At 63.4% G+C, this 16,173-nt stretch carries 12 protein-coding genes; 8 read left to right on the top strand and 4 right to left on the bottom strand.

Annotation, left to right across the window (positions count from 1 at the left end):
* The first annotated feature begins 67 nt into the window (after positions 1-67).
* Complete coding sequence (gene lexA, locus J2Z17_RS07200) at positions 68-796, top strand: transcriptional repressor LexA (protein WP_209943546.1); 729 nt, start codon at positions 68-70, stop codon at positions 794-796.
* Here the strand turns inward: lexA and J2Z17_RS07195 are convergent.
* Positions 777-3,152, bottom strand: a complete 2,376-nt coding sequence (locus tag J2Z17_RS07195; RefSeq protein WP_245223915.1) for a ComEC/Rec2 family competence protein — start codon at positions 3,150-3,152, stop codon at positions 777-779. The genes lexA and J2Z17_RS07195 overlap by 20 nt on opposite strands.
* Before the next feature lie 288 nt (positions 3,153-3,440).
* Between J2Z17_RS07195 and gltA the strand changes: the two genes are divergently transcribed.
* Both gltA and J2Z17_RS07185 read left to right on the top strand, forming a co-directional pair.
* Positions 3,441-4,730: a citrate synthase gene (gene gltA, locus J2Z17_RS07190; RefSeq protein ID WP_209943544.1), complete on the top strand. Its 1,290-nt coding sequence runs from the start codon at positions 3,441-3,443 to the stop codon at positions 4,728-4,730.
* A 386-nt stretch (positions 4,731-5,116) separates the two neighbouring features.
* Entirely contained in the window at positions 5,117-6,502 is a 1,386-nt protein-coding gene (locus tag J2Z17_RS07185; RefSeq protein WP_209943542.1) for a hypothetical protein, read from the top strand.
* 68 nt (positions 6,503-6,570) lie between these two features.
* Here J2Z17_RS07185 and J2Z17_RS07180 read toward each other — a convergent pair whose 3' ends face one another.
* Positions 6,571-6,798: a hypothetical protein gene (locus tag J2Z17_RS07180; RefSeq protein WP_209943540.1), complete on the bottom strand. Its 228-nt coding sequence runs from the start codon at positions 6,796-6,798 to the stop codon at positions 6,571-6,573.
* A gap of 144 nt (positions 6,799-6,942) precedes the next feature.
* Here J2Z17_RS07180 and J2Z17_RS07175 point away from each other — a divergent pair, with 144 nt between their 5' ends.
* From J2Z17_RS07175 to J2Z17_RS07155, 5 genes are read left to right on the top strand one after another with little or no spacing between them, the layout of a single operon-like run.
* Positions 6,943-8,829: a peptidylprolyl isomerase gene (locus J2Z17_RS07175; protein WP_209943537.1), complete on the top strand. Its 1,887-nt coding sequence runs from the start codon at positions 6,943-6,945 to the stop codon at positions 8,827-8,829.
* Between the two features lie 20 nt (positions 8,830-8,849).
* Complete coding sequence (gene trpD / locus J2Z17_RS07170) at positions 8,850-9,863, top strand: anthranilate phosphoribosyltransferase (protein ID WP_209943536.1); 1,014 nt, start codon at positions 8,850-8,852, stop codon at positions 9,861-9,863.
* 10 nt (positions 9,864-9,873) lie between these two features.
* Positions 9,874-10,689 (top strand): indole-3-glycerol phosphate synthase TrpC, encoded by an 816-nt coding sequence (gene trpC, locus J2Z17_RS07165; RefSeq protein WP_209943534.1) that lies wholly within the window; start codon positions 9,874-9,876, stop codon positions 10,687-10,689.
* Entirely contained in the window at positions 10,686-11,183 is a 498-nt protein-coding gene (moaC, locus tag J2Z17_RS07160) for a cyclic pyranopterin monophosphate synthase MoaC (RefSeq protein ID WP_209943532.1), read from the top strand. The genes trpC and moaC overlap by 4 nt, the downstream gene beginning before the upstream one ends.
* Positions 11,180-12,406: a molybdopterin molybdotransferase MoeA gene (locus tag J2Z17_RS07155; protein WP_209943529.1), complete on the top strand. Its 1,227-nt coding sequence runs from the start codon at positions 11,180-11,182 to the stop codon at positions 12,404-12,406. Before moaC ends, J2Z17_RS07155 begins: the two co-directional genes overlap by 4 nt.
* Before the next feature lie 413 nt (positions 12,407-12,819).
* On the opposite strand, the gene J2Z17_RS07150 is transcribed toward J2Z17_RS07155, so the two are convergent.
* Together J2Z17_RS07150 and J2Z17_RS07145 are read right to left on the bottom strand one after the other, a co-directional pair.
* Positions 12,820-15,561, bottom strand: a complete 2,742-nt coding sequence (locus J2Z17_RS07150) for a KGGVGR-motif variant AAA ATPase (RefSeq protein WP_209943527.1) — start codon at positions 15,559-15,561, stop codon at positions 12,820-12,822.
* Positions 15,558-15,974, bottom strand: a complete 417-nt coding sequence (locus J2Z17_RS07145; RefSeq protein ID WP_209943525.1) for a hypothetical protein — start codon at positions 15,972-15,974, stop codon at positions 15,558-15,560. The genes J2Z17_RS07150 and J2Z17_RS07145 overlap by 4 nt, the downstream gene beginning before the upstream one ends.
* Between the last annotated feature and the right edge of the window lie 199 nt (positions 15,975-16,173).

Genomic DNA, 16,173 nt, shown 5'->3' with positions numbered 1-16,173 from the left:
TGTCTTGCGGAACACAACTGGAACAGATAGTGTTCGTTCTGCATTTGTTTCACGCAGGACTCACCTCATGCTGACCCGCAAACAACAAGAACTGCTTCTGTTCATCCACGAGCGCATGAAGGAATCAGGCGTTCCTCCATCGTTCGACGAGATGAAGGACGCGCTCGATCTGGCCTCGAAATCCGGCATTCACCGGCTGATCACGGCGCTGGAGGAACGCGGCTTCATTCGACGGCTGCCCAACCGGGCCCGCGCTCTGGAGGTCATCAAGCTGCCGGAGGCCTATTCGGCCAGTCTGCAGCCGCGCCGCGGCGGTTTCGAGCCGGCGGTGATCGAGGGCAGCCTCGGCAAGAAGCAGCCGCCTGTCAATTTCTCCGCCAAGTCCGCGCCGGCCGACAATTCCAATTCGGTCAATGTGCCGGTGATGGGGAGGATTGCCGCCGGTGTGCCGATCTCGGCGATCCAGAACAACACCCACGACATCTCGGTGCCGATGGAGATGCTGGCCAATGCCAATAGCGAGCACTACGCCCTCGAGGTGCGCGGCGATTCGATGATCGAGGCCGGCATTCTCGACGGCGACACGGTGATCATTCGCAACACCTCGACCGCCAGCCCCGGCGACATCATCGTCGCCCTGGTCGACGACGAGGAAGCGACGCTGAAGCGGTTTCGCCGACGCGGCGCCTCGATTGCGCTGGAGGCCGCCAATCCGGCCTATGAGACCCGGATATTCGGTCCCGACCGCGTCAAGATCCAGGGCAAGCTCGTCGGCCTCATCCGCCGCTATCACTGAGCCGCGCCAGCGTCGCTTCGACGGGCGCCGGCCGGTACGTCCCGCTTCTCCAGTCATAGCGGCGATGGCGTTGCCAGGCCCTGGCAGCGCCGGCAAAGGCGGACCGGATCTGCAGATGCGCCGGCCTTGCCGTGTCGGGGGTGATTTCAAGCGCTCCGGTGATGCGCAGGGTTTGGCCATGGATCAGCCGGGCGCCGGACCGGCAGGTATCGAAGCGCAGATGCCTCGGCGTCACGACCATATCGGCGTGATCGCAGGCAAGGCCGATCAGACGGGGGTCCTCGATGGTCGCAACCAGCAGCCCTCTCCCCCCATCCCTGCTGGCTGACTGTCCCAGGCAGAAGTCCTTGCCGAAACAGACGAAACGCCCGCGTGTCTGCCGCGCCGCGGCGGCCAAGCCCACCACCACCGGCAGCGCCAGTGCCCGGACCGCGGGCAGCGGCGTCTCGCGGTCGGCCAGAGCCGCCATTAGCCCGGCATGGGTGTCGCTCCCCTCGAGCCGGTCGGGCGCCATATGCGCGTTGCGCTCCAGCGCCTCCTGCCATTGTGCGAAGAGGAAGGACGGCGGGCGTGTGCGGTTCGTGGCAAGACCGGCCGGGCCGGTGAAGGCGACAAGATCGCCGGTCTCGGCAATCAGGATGTCTCCCGGAGCCTGGCGCGGCAGGGCGATCAGGCCCAAAAGCGCCAAAGCGATCAGCCCGGTGCCCAGATGGCGCAGCCGGGTGCGCAGCAATGTCAGCAGGACGAAGCCGCAGACGGCCAGCGGCAGGAACCAGCCCGGCAGCCTCTCGACGCCGCCATTGCCGCCCCAGCCGGCGACGGTGGCGGCGATCCGGATCACCAGGTCGAGCCCGAGCCCCATCACCTTCAGCGGCAGCCAGTCCAGCCCGAACGGCATCAGCACCATGGCCACCAGTCCGGCCGGCATGACGATGAAGGAGACGATCGGCATGGCCCCCAGATTGGCCGGAAGGCCGTATAGGCTGACCCGGTGGAAATGCTCGGCGGCGAACATCGCGGTCGAGAGCCCGCCGATCGTCGAACTCAGCGCGATCGCGCCGATCACCGTGGCCATGGCGCCGACCGGCCCGGGGACGATACCGGCCGGCAGCACACCGTCGCGGCGGCTTCGTCCGCGCAAGGCGGCATAACCGGCAATCAGCGCCGCCGTGGCGGCAAAGGACATCTGGAAGCTCGGCCCCAGCACCTCGTGCGGCCAGACGATGACGACAACGATCGCCGCCAGTGCCAGGTTGCGCAGGCTGATGGCCGGTCGGTCGGTCATCACCGCGACCAGCATGACCGCTGTCATGATGAAGGCGCGGGTGGCGCTCACCTGCGCGCCGGAGATCAGCAGATAGATCAGGGCGGCAATCAGCGCGCCGGCAGCCGCGACCTTCTTGGTCGGCCAGCGCTGCGCGATCGTCGGCGAAAGACTGAGGAGAATGCGCAGGCCGACGAAGAAAAGCCCGGCCGCCAGCGCCATGTGCAGGCCCGAGATCGAGATGATATGGGCAAGCCCGGAGACCCGCAACTGCTCGGTCGTCTCATCGGACAGGCCGCGGCGCTCGCCGGTGATGATCGCCGCGGCAAAACCGCCGGCGTCGCCCGGCAGCACCGCGCGGATCCGTCCGGTGATCGCCGAGCGCAGCGCCACCAGCCGTCTTTCCAGCCGCCCCGACAGACCGGGATCGTCCGGCAGGACGGCGGCCTCCGGAGCGATATGCGCAGGACTGCCTAAAAAATAGCCAATCGCTCCGAGGCCGTCGAAATAGGACGGGAAAGCAAAATCATGCAGGCGCGGCAAGGCCGGCCCGGACGGCGGGCTCAACCGCGCATGGCCGGCGATCGGCGCACCGATGTCAACCGGATCGTGGCGGCTGCGCGCCACCAGTTGCACCGTCTCGGGCGGCCGCCGCAGCGTCGGCTGGGCGGTGTCGAGGAGATGGATCCGGTAGCGCCACACGCCACTCGAATCGACCTCGCGCGCATCGACGATGCCGCGGATATGGGTGGTCACCGGGCTGTCCAGAACCACCGTCTGGCACCGCTGCGTTTCCGCTTCCGCCAGCAGCATGCCGCCGGCGACCAGTGCTGCGGCCGCCGGCACGCGCCAGGCGAGATCGCCCCTGCCCCGCAGATGGACGAGCGCCGCCAGGGCGAGGCAAAGGCCGGCCAGCAAGGGCAGGAGGTGGAACGGTTGCGATGTGGAAAGATGATAGGCGGCGCCCGTGGCAAGGGCGACCGGCACGAACAGGAAGAGGTGGCCGTGATCGGCCTCGGCCTCGAGATACGCCATCAGCCGGGCGGCCGTCAGGGAGCGCCGCGCGAACACGCCGGCAGGGGCCGGAAACATGTCGGCTGCCGCATTCCCAGGCTCGTTCCGTGGTACGCCCTCTCCAAGCGACATTGCCCTTCGGCCCGCTGCGCCCTACCTCTGCGATTGAAGCCAAACTAACAGCAGGTTGCAGGCGCGAAAAGAGCGCAACGCCATACACACGCTGAGTTTAAGGCCCAAGCTTTCGCAACGCACAATTTGCCTGCGCTTGAACTTGGCATTCGCCCGAAACTCATATAGCTAAGGTCTACGCTTCACCGGTGGCGCCTTTTTTTTGGGCGCCTTCTGCCACTTTGGAGAACTAGAATGACGGAAAAAAGCGCTGAACTTAAACTGGGTGAGAGCACGGTCGAGCTCTCGGTCAAGTCAGGTACGCTTGGGCCGGACGTCGTTGATATCGGCGCCCTCTACAAACACACCGGGGCTTTCACCTACGACCCGGGCTTTACCTCGACGGCGTCGTGCGAATCCAAGATCACCTATATCGATGGCGACGAAGGTGTCCTCCTGCACCGCGGCTATCCGATCGAACAGCTGGCCGAAAAGGGCGACTTCCTCGAAGTCTGCTACCTGCTGCTCTACGGTGAACTTCCGACCGAATCCCAGAAGAAGGATTTCGATGACCGCGTCGTTCACCACACGATGGTGCACGAACAGATGAGCCGCTTCTTCACCGGCTACCGCCGCGACGCCCATCCGATGGCCGTCATGGTCGGCACCGTCGGGGCGCTCTCGGCCTTTTATCACGACTCGACCGACATCACCGATCCGCACCAGCGCATGGTCGCGTCGCTGCGCATGATCGCCAAGATGCCGACGATCGCCGCCATGGCTTACAAGTACCATATCGGCCAGCCGTTCATCTATCCGCAGAACGACCTCGACTATGCGTCGAACTTCCTGCGCATGTGCTTTGCCGTGCCTTGCGAAGACTACAAGGTGAACCCGGTTCTGGCCCGCGCCATGGATCGCATCTTCATCCTGCATGCCGATCACGAGCAGAACGCCTCGACTTCTACCGTGCGTCTGGCCGGCTCGTCTGGCGCCAATCCGTTCGCCTGCATCGCGGCCGGCATTGCCTGCCTCTGGGGGCCTGCCCATGGCGGCGCCAACGAGGCAGCACTCAACATGCTGACGGAAATCGGCTCGGTCGACCGTATCCCGGAATATATCGAGCGTGCCAAGGACAAGAACGATCCGTTCCGTCTGATGGGCTTCGGTCACCGGGTCTACAAGAACTACGACCCGCGCGCCAAGATCATGCAGAAGACCATGTACGAGGTGCTGGAAGCGACCGGCCGCGCCGACGATCCGTTGATGCAGGTGGCGCTCGAGCTCGAGAAGATCGCGCTCAACGATCCCTACTTCAAGGAAAAGAAGCTCTACCCGAATGTCGACTTCTATTCCGGCATCACGCTGCGTGCGCTCGGCTTCCCGACGACCATGTTCACCGTGCTGTTCGCGCTCGCCCGCACCGTCGGCTGGATCGCCCAGTGGAACGAGATGATCGAGGACCCGCAGCAGCGCATCGGCCGTCCGCGCCAGCTCTACACCGGTGCTGCCCAGCGCGACTACGTGCCCTGCGAAAAGCGCTGATTGGCACGCAGTACCCGAAGACCTCCAAGCCCGGCCGTCGCGCCGGGCTTTTTCTTTGGCCGGCATGCCGCTGGGTTGGCGTGCGGACGCGGGCAAGGCGACCGGTATCGCCCCTCGTCCACTCCGCCGGACATCTCTCGGTATCCCTGACGTCTCGGCAGCCTCGCCACGACGCGGCGTCTCGCACGCCAGTCGTTCGCGCACGACCTGACCAGTGCCGCGCCGGTCCCCGCGCAATCCGCAAATAGCCCGCCGACCGGCTCACTGCCCCCACATCCATGCCCCCTGCACTCTCCACATGAACCTCCCGCGCGTTCGCCGACACTTAGCAATAACGCGGCCATAAAGCAGCGCTCTACGGCTATGAGCGCGGGAGATCACTCTGAATGAAGAAGTTTGGCACCAAGGATTATCCCGAGATCCCAGAGGAGATTTTCTTACGGAAAGATGGGTTGTGGGAAGCGCTCAAGGCGTTCTGCAACATGAAGCGGGAATTCCGCCAGCTGGAAGACTTCTATAATACAGAGTGGACAATTGACGACCTGAAACCGAAACGGCGCGCTTACAAATTGGAGACATCCATTCAAACGAAGATGGCCGCCTTCTGGGAATCCGATATCTTCAGGGAACATCACCTCCGGATGGGCGGAGAGCAGAAAGACCTCACGAAGATAACGGCTGAGGCGCTGCAAGACCTCGTCGATGCAGGCACGAACAAAGACAGGCAAGACATCCTCCGGCTCAACTCTGTCATCTACACCGAGTACCGCAAGGGAGGTGAGGAAGGGTTCAAGTTGGCGGGTCAGGCACTCGCAGCCCTCGTCAGGCTCTTCCAAAGGCTTCCTGGAGGCGATCTTTTGAACGCCGAGCAGCTTCGCCAGATGATCGTTCGGTCTACCAAGAAGCGCGTCAGGATGGACGGAAAACAGAAAGACCCTCAGACGTTAACAGCAAAGACCCTGCAAGAGGTCGTCGCTGCAGGCACGGGCAAAGACAGGCAAAACATCAAGCGGCTTGACGCCGCCCTAATCGAGGCGCTCGAGAAGGGCAGTGCGGTGGACCTGCGAGAAGCGAGAAAAATAATCGACGATCTCGTCGCTCTCTTCCGAAGCCTTCCTGGAGGTAGCGAGTTGGATGCCGCGCAGCTTCGCAAGTCGATCGCTGACTCTAATCGCATCGGGCAGCGCAAGAAGCGCGCCATGAAAAAGAGGCTCGTCAGATTCAAGGAAGAGGTGGAACAGCACACGCCGGACCGCTACGAAGTCGAGGAGAGTGATGACGACTCTCTAACGTCTTTTGACCCAGACGATTGGGAGTGGGGTGAAAGCGACGATTCCACTGAGGAAGATCCGGAACATGATTCGCTTCGGGAATACTTCGCCACTCGTGATGCACAGCCTCCTGCGGCGCCAGTTCGCAACATGGCGAATGTGCCCAGCGCGGAATCCGAAATCGTCAAGGCAGCCAGGCGGCTGGAATGTGCCAATTTCCACACGATATACGGCACGAAGAAGCTTATGAGTGACAAGCAGCTAAAAGACTTCGCCGTCGCGGTTGCCAAAAAGGAACAGCCCGCTGGACGCAAGGCGGCCTGCGAAACATTGCTCAAGAAAAGCAAAATATCGCTGGCAGGAACGAAATTCGAAAACAGTGACCATCTGGCACAGGCGCTCTGGCAGGCTGCAAATCTGAAGCTCCGGGATAAACCGGTCAAAAAGGTCATCAAGTACAGCCGCAATTGGAAAATGTCGGAGCAGGACGACGAAAGTTAGGACCTGCACCCGGAGAGACCGCGCCCAGTCGTGGGCTCTCCGGTCCCGCGGCAGGCGATCGTCGCCATTCACCGATCACGGCTCGCCAGGCCGGCAGGGCAAGCTCTCCGCGGATGGCGCGCCCACAGCTTGTCGACCTCGCCCACCAGCAGCGGGCCGGAGGCCAGCAGGACCATATGTCCCCATTGCGAAAGGCCGGACCGCCGGATACGGCGCAGAGAGCTGAGGTCCGGAAGACAGATGCCGACGAGATGGAGCGCCTGGCTCGTCCAGATTCCGAGAAACAGCAGCGGCATCGAGACTGGGCAACCGTCCGGATCGGGCCCTCGACGGCCGCCTGCCATTTTCGCCAAAGATCCCTTCAATTCGCCGGCGCTTTGCTTTAAGGAACCTCCACTGCTTTGCCCATTGAAAGCACAGACTAGAGGTTTGCCGTCCCGATGCTCGATTCCCTGCGAAACGCCGCCCAGACCTGGGTCGCCAAATTGTTGCTGCTGCTGCTCGTTGCCTCTTTCGGGGTATGGGGCGTGTCGCGCTCGCTCGTCTCGGGTCAGGCCGACACGGTGATGACGGTCGGCGACCAGCAGATCTCGTCCAATGAATTCCGCTTTGCCTATCAGCGCCGCCTCGATGCCCTCAGCCAGCAGTTCGGCACCAGACTGACGACCGAGCAGGCGCGCGCCTTCGGCGTCGTCAACCAGGTCTATGCCGAACTTTCGGCCGGCGCCTCGCTCGACCAGCTGGCCGACGAGATGCATCTGGGGCTGTCCCAGGACCGGCTGGCGCAGCTGATCGCCGAGGATCCGGCCTTCAAGGGCTCGAACGGTCGCTTCGACCGGCAGCTGTTTGCCTCGCGCCTGGCCAATTCGGGCATCCGCCAGGAAGACTATATCAAGGAACGCTCGGACGTGGCCGTGCGCAGCCAGGTGGTCGAGGCGATCTCCGACGGCTTCAAGCCGCCGAAGGTGCTCGTCGACGCGATGACGAAATACAGCACCGAAAGCCGCGACATCGACTATCTGCTGCTGACCAATGCCAATATCGATCCGATCCCGGCGCCCTCCGACGAGGTGCTGAAAAAGTGGTTCGACACCGTCAAGAGCCGCTACCGCGCGCCGGAATATCGCAGCTTCTCCTATGTCAAGCTCGAGCCCGCCGACATCGCCCATCCCGGCGACATCACCGACCAGCAGATCGCCGACGAATACGCGGCGCGCAAGAAGTCGTTCGAGATTGCCGGCACCCGCACGATCGAGCAGCTGACCTTCGCCGACAAGGCGGCGGCGGATGCCGCCGCAGCCAAGCTGTCCTCCGGCACCTCCTTCGACCAGCTGGTCACCGATACCGGCAAGACCCCGACCGACGTGCTGCTCGGCGACTTCAGCCACGACAACATGCCCGACCAGACGCTTGCCGACGCCGCATTCGCGGTCGACAAGGACGGCGGCACGACGCCGGTCATCGACGGCGCCTTCGGCCCCGTGATCCTGCGCGTCACCAATATCAAGCCGACCCGCGTCAAGAGCCTCGACGAGGTGAAGGACGAGATCCGCCAGCAGCTGGCAACCACGGCGGCTGCCGACGACATCCTGAGCGTCCATGACAATTTCGAGGACCTGCGCGCCTCCGGCGCCACGCTGGAAGACGTCGCCCGCCAGCTGAAGCTCAACGTCGTCAAGATCCCGGCGATCGACAGCCAGGGACAGGACCGCGACGGCAAGGCGATCGACGTGCCCCAGGGCAAGACGCTCGTCACCCAGGTCTTCCAGGCCGATGTCGGCAGCGAAACCCAGCCGCTGTCGATCGGCGCCGACGGCTTCCTCTGGTTCGACGTCACCAATATCGAGGAAGCCCGCGATCGATCGCTCGACGAAGTGCATGACCAGGCGGTGAAGGACTGGACGACGGAACAGCAGCGCACCGCCCTCGGCGCCAAGGCCGAAAGCCTGAAGGCACGCCTGCAGAAGGGCGACAAGCTTGCCGACATCGCCGGCGAACTGAAGATCGCGGTCGAGACCAAGGCCGGCCTGAAGCGCGGCGCGCAGGACAGCGTGCTCGGCCCGGCCGCCATTGCGGCCGCCTTCAGCGGTCCGGTCGGCACCGCGGGCTCCGCCCCCGGCGGCGACCCTTCGACCCAGATCGTGCTGTCCGTCACCCATGTGGACGACACGCCGAGCGCCGACGTTCTGGAAAACGACAACCGCCAGGTCACCGCGCTTGCCAATGCGGCCGGCGACGACATCCTCGACCAGATGGTACAGAAGTTGCAGAGCCAGTACGGTGTCAGCATCAACCAGCAGCTGGCCGAACAGGCCATGGTTCGCTGAGCGGAAGGAAGCGCGTCGCGATGAGAAATCTGAAGACCCATATCGCCGCGCTGGCCGCCGGACAACCGATGACCAGCGAAGACGCGCGCGAGGCCTTCGGCATCATCATGTCGGGCGAGGCAAGCCCCGCCCAGATCGGCGGCTTCCTGATGGCGCTGCGCGTGCGCGGGGAGACCGTCGACGAGATCACCGGCGCCGTGTCGGTGATGCGTGCCAAGATGCTGCCGGTCGAGGCGCCTGTCGATGCGATCGACATTGTCGGCACGGGTGGCGACGGCACCGGCACCTACAATATCTCGACGCTGGCCGCCCTGATCGTCGCCGGCGCCGGCGTGCCGGTCGCCAAGCACGGCAACCGCGCGCTGAGCTCCAAGTCGGGTGCCTCCGACAGCCTCGCGGCGCTGGGCGTCAAGCTCGACATTCCGCCGGAGACGATCGCCGCCTGCATTCGCGAGGCCGGCATCGGCTTCATGTTCGCCCAGCTGCATCATTCGGCCATGCGCCATGTGGGCCCGGCCCGCGTCGAGCTCGGCACCCGCACGATCTTCAACCTGCTCGGCCCGCTGACCAATCCGGCCGGCGTGAAGAAGCAGCTGCTCGGCGTGTTTGCCCCGGAATGGGTGCGCCCGCTCGCCGTCGCGCTGCGCGATCTCGGCTCGCAAAGCGTGTGGGTCGTGCATGGCAACGGCCTCGACGAGATCACCACCACCGGCACGACCTCGGTCGCGGCGCTGGAAAATGGCGAGATCCGCGAATTCGAACTGACGCCGGATGATTTCGGCGTGCCGATGGTCGAACTCGACCAGCTGAAAGGCGGCGACGGCGTCGTCAATGCGGCCGCCCTGACCGCCGTGCTCGACGGTGCGCGCAATGCCTACCGCGACGTTGCGCTCTGCAATGCGGCCGCGGGCCTGGTGATTGCCGGCCGCGCCGCATCGATCGCCGACGGCATGATGCTGGCCGCCCAGTCGCTCGACGGCGGCGCGGCGAAGGCCGCCCTTGCCCGCCTGGTAAACGTCTCCAACCGCGCCTGAGGAGGATTGCATGAGCGATATCCTGACCCGCATCGAAGCCTATAAGCGCCAGGAGATCGCCGCCGCCAAGGCCACGGTCTCGCTGGCCGAGCTCAAGGCCCGGCTTGCCGATATCGAGCCGCCGCGCGGCTTCCTGCAGGCGCTCGAGGCAAAGAGGGCGGCCGGTCGCTACGGCCTGATCGCCGAGATCAAGAAGGCAAGCCCGTCCAAGGGTCTCATCCGTCCGGATTTCGATCCGCCGGGATTTGCCAGAGCCTATGAAGCCGGTGGCGCCGCCTGCCTCTCGGTGCTCACCGACGGCCCGAGCTTCCAGGGCGCCCCGGAATTTCTGGCCGCCGCGCGCAATGCCTGTTCGCTGCCGGCGCTGCGCAAGGATTTCATGTTCGAGGCCTATCAGGTCTATGAAGCGCGCGCCTGGGGCGCCGACTGCATCCTGCTGATCATGGCCTCGCTGTCGGACGGGGAAGCGAGCGAACTGGAACAGGTCGCCTTCGATCTCGGCATGGACGTGCTGGTGGAGGTGCATGACGAGCCGGAAATGGAGCGCGCGCTGAAGCTCGCCTCCCCGCTGCTCGGCATCAACAACCGCAATCTGCGCACGTTCGCGGTCAGCCTCGAAACCTCCGAGCGCCTGGTTTCCATGGTGCCGGAGGGCAGACTGCTGGTCGGCGAAAGCGGCATCTTCACCCATGCCGATTGCCGGCGCCTGGAAAAGGTCGGCATATCCACCTTCCTCGTCGGCGAAAGCCTGATGCGCCAAGACGATGTCGCGGCCGCGACAAGAACCCTGCTGTTCGGCGAAACGGCCGCTCAGGCGGCCCCATGAGCGACGCACCCCGCCTCACCCATATCGGCGCCACGGGCGAAGCCCATATGGTCGATGTCGGCGACAAGGGCGAGACCGTGCGGGTCGCCGTCGCCGAGGGATCGGTGCGCATGCTGGCAGACACGCTGACGCTGATCCGCGACGGCAATGCCAAAAAGGGCGACGTGATCGCCACCGCCCGGATCGCCGGCATCATGGCGGCCAAGCAGACGGCCAGCCTGATCCCGCTTTGCCACCCGCTGATGCTGACCAAGGTCACCGTCGAGATCGCGGAAGATGCCGCCCTGCCCGGCCTGCGGGTCACAGCCACCGCCAAGCTCACCGGCCGCACCGGTGTCGAGATGGAAGCGCTGACCGCCGTCTCGGTCGCCTGCCTGACGATCTACGACATGGCGAAAGCCGTCGACAAGGGCATGGAGATCTCCGGCATCCGTCTCGTCGCAAAGACCGGCGGCAAGTCGGGAGACTACCGCAATCCCGAGGCCACGGCATGAGCGATCTGCTGCCGGTCGCCGATGCGCTGGCCCGCATTCTGGATGCGGCCGTGCCGGTCATCGAGACCGAAACGCTGCCGCTCGACACCGCCGCCGGCCGTATCCTCGCAGACGCCGTCACCGCCCGCCTGACCCAGCCGCCGTTCAATGCATCGGCCATGGACGGCTATGCGCTGCGCGCCGAGGATGCGCCCAGGCCCGGCGCGGCGCTGACGGTGATCGGCGAATCGGCGGCCGGCCATGCCTTTGACGGCGAGATCGGCCCGGGCGAGGCCGTCAGGATCTTCACCGGCGCGCCGGTGCCGGACAATGCCGATGCGATCCTGCTGCAGGAAGATGCCGAGCGCCTCGACGAGAAGACGATCCGCACCACCTTTCCGGTGGCCCCCGGACGCCATATCCGTCCGCGCGGCCAGGATTTCACCGAGGGCGAGACGGTGCTTGCAGCCGGCACCCTGCTCGACTTTCCCCGCCTGACGCTGGCGGCCGCCGCCAACCATGCAGCACTTTCCGTCTACCGACGGCCGCGCGTCGCCATCCTTGCGACCGGCGACGAACTGGTGACGCCCGGCTCCGCGCTCGGGCCCTCGCAGATCGTCTGCTCCAACACTTTCGGCGTGGCGGCCCTTGCCCGCGGATGCGGCGCGGACGTGATCGATCTCGGCATTGCCGCCGACAGCCCGGAAGCGATCACCGCCGCCGTCGATGCAGCCGTTGCCGCCAAAGCCGATATACTGGTCACCCTCGGCGGCGCTTCTGTCGGCGATCACGATCTCGTCCAGTCGACGCTGGTTGCGGCCGGCATGACGCTCGATTTCTGGCGCATCGCCATGCGTCCCGGCAAGCCGCTGATGGTCGGCGATCTGAACGGCATGGCGGTGCTCGGCCTTCCCGGCAACCCGGTTTCCAGCATGGTCTGCAGCCTGCTGTTCCTCGAACCGCTGATCCTCAAGCTCGCCCATCGCGGCCGCACCGCGCGTTTGATGCCGGCCATCGCCGGCGTGAGCCTGAAGGCCAACGACAAGCGCCAGGATCACCTGCGCGCCACGCTCGCCCGCGACAGCACCGGCCAGATGCTGGCCATGCCCTTCGAGAAGCAGGACTCCTCGATGACCCGCATCTTCGCCGAAGCCGATTGCCTGATCGTCCGCCCCCCGTTCGCGCCGAAGGCGGAGGCGGGGAGCGCGGTCGACGTGCTGCTGTTAAGGCCGGTTGGGGTGTGAGGGGTTGCGGATTTGCTACACGTTCGTCGTTTTAGAACTGGAAGCGTGGTGGTGGTCGTCTGACTCGAGCCGAAAGGTCATCACTTATTGAAAAGGCCTGGCTGCTTTGCGCCCTCCATTTCAGACATTAAGTCCACCTCGACGATGCCCCAAAAGCTGTCGCTCCGCTAACAAGCCAGCGTCGGCAATATGGGGTGGAAACCTGACAGTCCGCTTTTGATCTTCGGGCAGCAAAGAGCGGACGTTTCCCGCTTGGCGTGTAGGGCCCGCAAGCTGACTGGCAGGTATAGGGAGGACGCTGCAGAGTAACTGCGCTGAACCGGCGGTTTGCCACCTCCTGATCGGCAACTCGCGAGGCGGCAGCTAACCTGTAAATCCGAGACCCGTCAGCGGCGGGCGCGCGGTGCCGCCTCCTAGGATCGCTTTCGTGCACGATTGTAGAGGTTTACCACGCTTCGCCGCGCCCCGGCATGCTTCAGGCCAAGCCCTCGCCGAAAGAGTTCCGGTACCTCGTATGGCGGTTTCTCGCCAAAGATGATGCCGTGACGGATCAGGGCGGAGAGTTCTGTTTCTGTGAGGCCAAGCTTATCAACTACTTCCTGGCTGAGCGGAACGGCAAGCTCATCGGCCTGCGACTTGAACTTAGCGAAGGCAGGTTTGAGCTCGCCAATCTCTTCCTCGGTCTCTTCCACCTTCGATTTGCTCGTGGATTCGACCGCCACCCGTAACGAGCGGGGCGTCAACAGACGTCCCGCATAGAGCGTGGCTTCCTCCCCTTCTGGCGGGACCGCTGCCGCGTTGGCGAGAAGACGGACGAGATCGCGAGGCACAAGACGCCCGCGCAGATCAGAAAGGACGGCGACGATCCAGGTGGCCGTATAGGCCTCCCGTGTGCGTTGGCCCGGCTTGTCATCTGGGCCAAGTTTGGTGCCCCAGAGCGGCTCAAGCTTTGCGGCGCGTTCCGCCGAAGAAAGATTCTGAAAATTTGGATCCCAAAGGGTTGGAATCGCCCCAGACTGCGATGCGAGCCATGCGGCCAGCTCCAGGACGTCATCTTCCGTCCAGGTGAGCGCGAAGGCTGCATATTCGCGCCTAAACTGATCAAGGTTCTGACGGATCGCGGCTTCAACGGTATCTCGGCGCACAAAGGCTATCATCCCGATCGGCCGCCGCAATTCGGACCGGAGTCTCTGTGGAAGCGAGACAAGGAGCGCACGCATCGCCACTTCGACACCTGCGTCAGTGGCGGAAGTATAGAGTTCCTCTAGCCCTTCAAAAACGGCCACGATTGTCTTAGTACCCGCGCGAAGCGCGTCGAAGAGCGCTTCACCTGCCCCTTCGATTTTAACGTTGTAGCCTACGCTCCATGCAATCACATCGAGCCAGACCGATACCCATTTGCTTTCGCTCAGATTGCTCTGGAGCTTCTCCTTAATATGGCTCGTTGTCTCGAAGATGTTCAGCGGCGAACCGTGACCCATTCTAGTGGCAGCGGCGCGACGGGCATCGTCTGCCTCCTGCTGCAAGATGGCGCTTGACTGTATCGATGCGGCGATTGGCAAAACCGCGGCGGTAACGGCATTATCGCCGCCGACCAAATCTGTGGCGACCTGGCTCCATTCAGCTTTGGAAACGATGAAGCGTGCCGCGAGAGTCTTGCCGGTGCCCTTAGCGCCTTCCGCGATCGCGATCGGTACCTCGGACTTATACCGCAACGCCAGGGCACTGAGCGGCTGGGTGACCAGAGGGCGCGGCACTGTCCCCTGGACATTCTCGGCAGCGATCAGTTGGTTGGCGAAGTCGCTAAGTGCTAGGCGCTTTTCGGCGACGGCCGGCGATGATCTTTCCGGTTCGATGCCGCTCGGCAGCGTACTGAAGGACAATTCGGTGGCGACAAATTCTTCACTGCCATTTGCTAAGGCACGCGAAAATCCGCTGCTGCCGAGCTGCTCGACGAAGTCGCGCCAATTTCCCGTAGGTACTTGGATGTCTGGAAGTTCCGGTACGTCGACCTGGACAAAAGGCTGAATGTCGAAAGCGCTTGAGAACAGGTCTTCGCCCGCACCTATCTCGACCGAGGCATCTCCGACAAGCGAATTCAGGAGCTCGGTGGTCAAGGGTTCGGTGACCTTCTTGTCCATTCCCGTCTGTCGGAAGAGAACGGGCACGCGATTTACGACCAGTAATGGTCGGCGCGGCGTCGCGCCGTTTCTGCGAAATTCGCGTGCGAGGAAGCTGACGAAGCCCGCCGTCGCTTTGATCGACTGGTCGGCCAAGGTAGTGACGAAGATGGGCGACACGTTTGGGTCCATCGCCAGGTTGACTCCGATCGGGACCAGACCCGCTCTTACATCCACAACAACCCCCGCGACGCCGAGATGGGCCGCAACTTCAGCAAGCAGATCAGCAAGCGCGAATGGCCTCTCTGGAGTGGAAAGATGTTCTGATCGGACTGACGAACTTGCCAGCTCGGCAATGTCGCGCCGCAGGGGCAGAACAAAGATATTGCCGGGCAGCAGATGGTCGCGAAGGCGTTCAGCAACGAAACGCGTGGTCTCCGGCGCGCCATCAGTCTCTTCGGCATGTGCCAGGGCGATCAGGTCCTCCAAGGACGTCTTAGGTTGTCCGGCGAATGCCTCAAACAAATAGCTGATCCCCGGCGCCTCGAGATCCGCGTCGACAAGCAGTATAGGAGTTCCGCCTGTGGAAGCCCAATGTAGGGCGAATGCGACAGCAGTCGTTGTTCGGCCCGTGCCCCCCTTGACACTCAGCGCCGCCGCGATCGGGATGCGCCTTTGCATGCTTTGTGCTTCGGCAGGCCGGAAATCAATCCAACCGTCGATCACGCCGAAAGGCTGTCTTGATGCCCCCTGATCGGTGACGATGTCGATCTCTACCGCAAGGTCGCTTGCTGACTGGCTGCCTTCGAGTTCGATTCGCACCGGGTTATCTTTGATACGCGAGGGGAACAGCGCTTCGAGCCCGACGATGAGCTGCGCGGTGTCTACGGCTGCGGTAGCTTGAAACAACAAACCGAACCAGCCAACCCGTGCGCTTGCGATTTCTTTGGGCAAGGGGGAATGCGCAGGATCGATACCCGCCAGGCAGCGGGCAACGTCAACCCAGGTTACCGGGGAATGATCGGGAGTGCTCATCGGTTTTTCTTACACCATTCTAGCAAAGATTTTAGCCAATCGTAGATTGCGTCGGTACCCTGGATCTTTTCGCCATACCGCCATGCCTCGTGGAGGACCGTTGGCGTCCCATTCAAGCGGAGCCGAACCGTCACTACAGCCGGTGCCGATACCACACTCGCACGGGGGATGTTCAGCGCCTGAATTAGCGCGACGATGTTGTGCGAAAAGCTGCGCGCCGATCTTGCGCTGCCGCGCTCTTCGTCGGTGTATTTCAGGTTGTTCTGCAGCATGTAAACGGACTTGAGACCACATTCGACCGCATAGAATAGCAGCAATGCAGCGGAGTCAGAATCGTTCGGCTTCTCGCGCTCAGCGGATGCGAAGAGCTCCTCTGATCGTCGACGCAGTGCCATCGCTGGAGGGTTGATCACGAGGCTCTAATGCTCCTTGCCACATTCAGCGAGCGGGTAGTGTCCCCTTATCCCGTAGAAACGAGGCGATGTCGATAGTCGATACGGCGCTGGCCAGGACGCATTCTATCATAGTATTAACTGCCTTATCTCAAGCATTTCCATCCTGCCAAACAGTAGGGTCTGCTTCCATGATGGTGGCAGCTATCACAATAGCAGA

Origin of the sequence: Heterorhizobium halophytocola, from assembly GCF_017873095.1 — a bacterium.
GTDB lineage: Bacteria > Pseudomonadota > Alphaproteobacteria > Rhizobiales > Rhizobiaceae > Allorhizobium > Allorhizobium halophytocola.
Note: the sequence above shows the minus strand (reverse complement) of the source record. Positions and strands in the feature narration are given on the sequence as shown.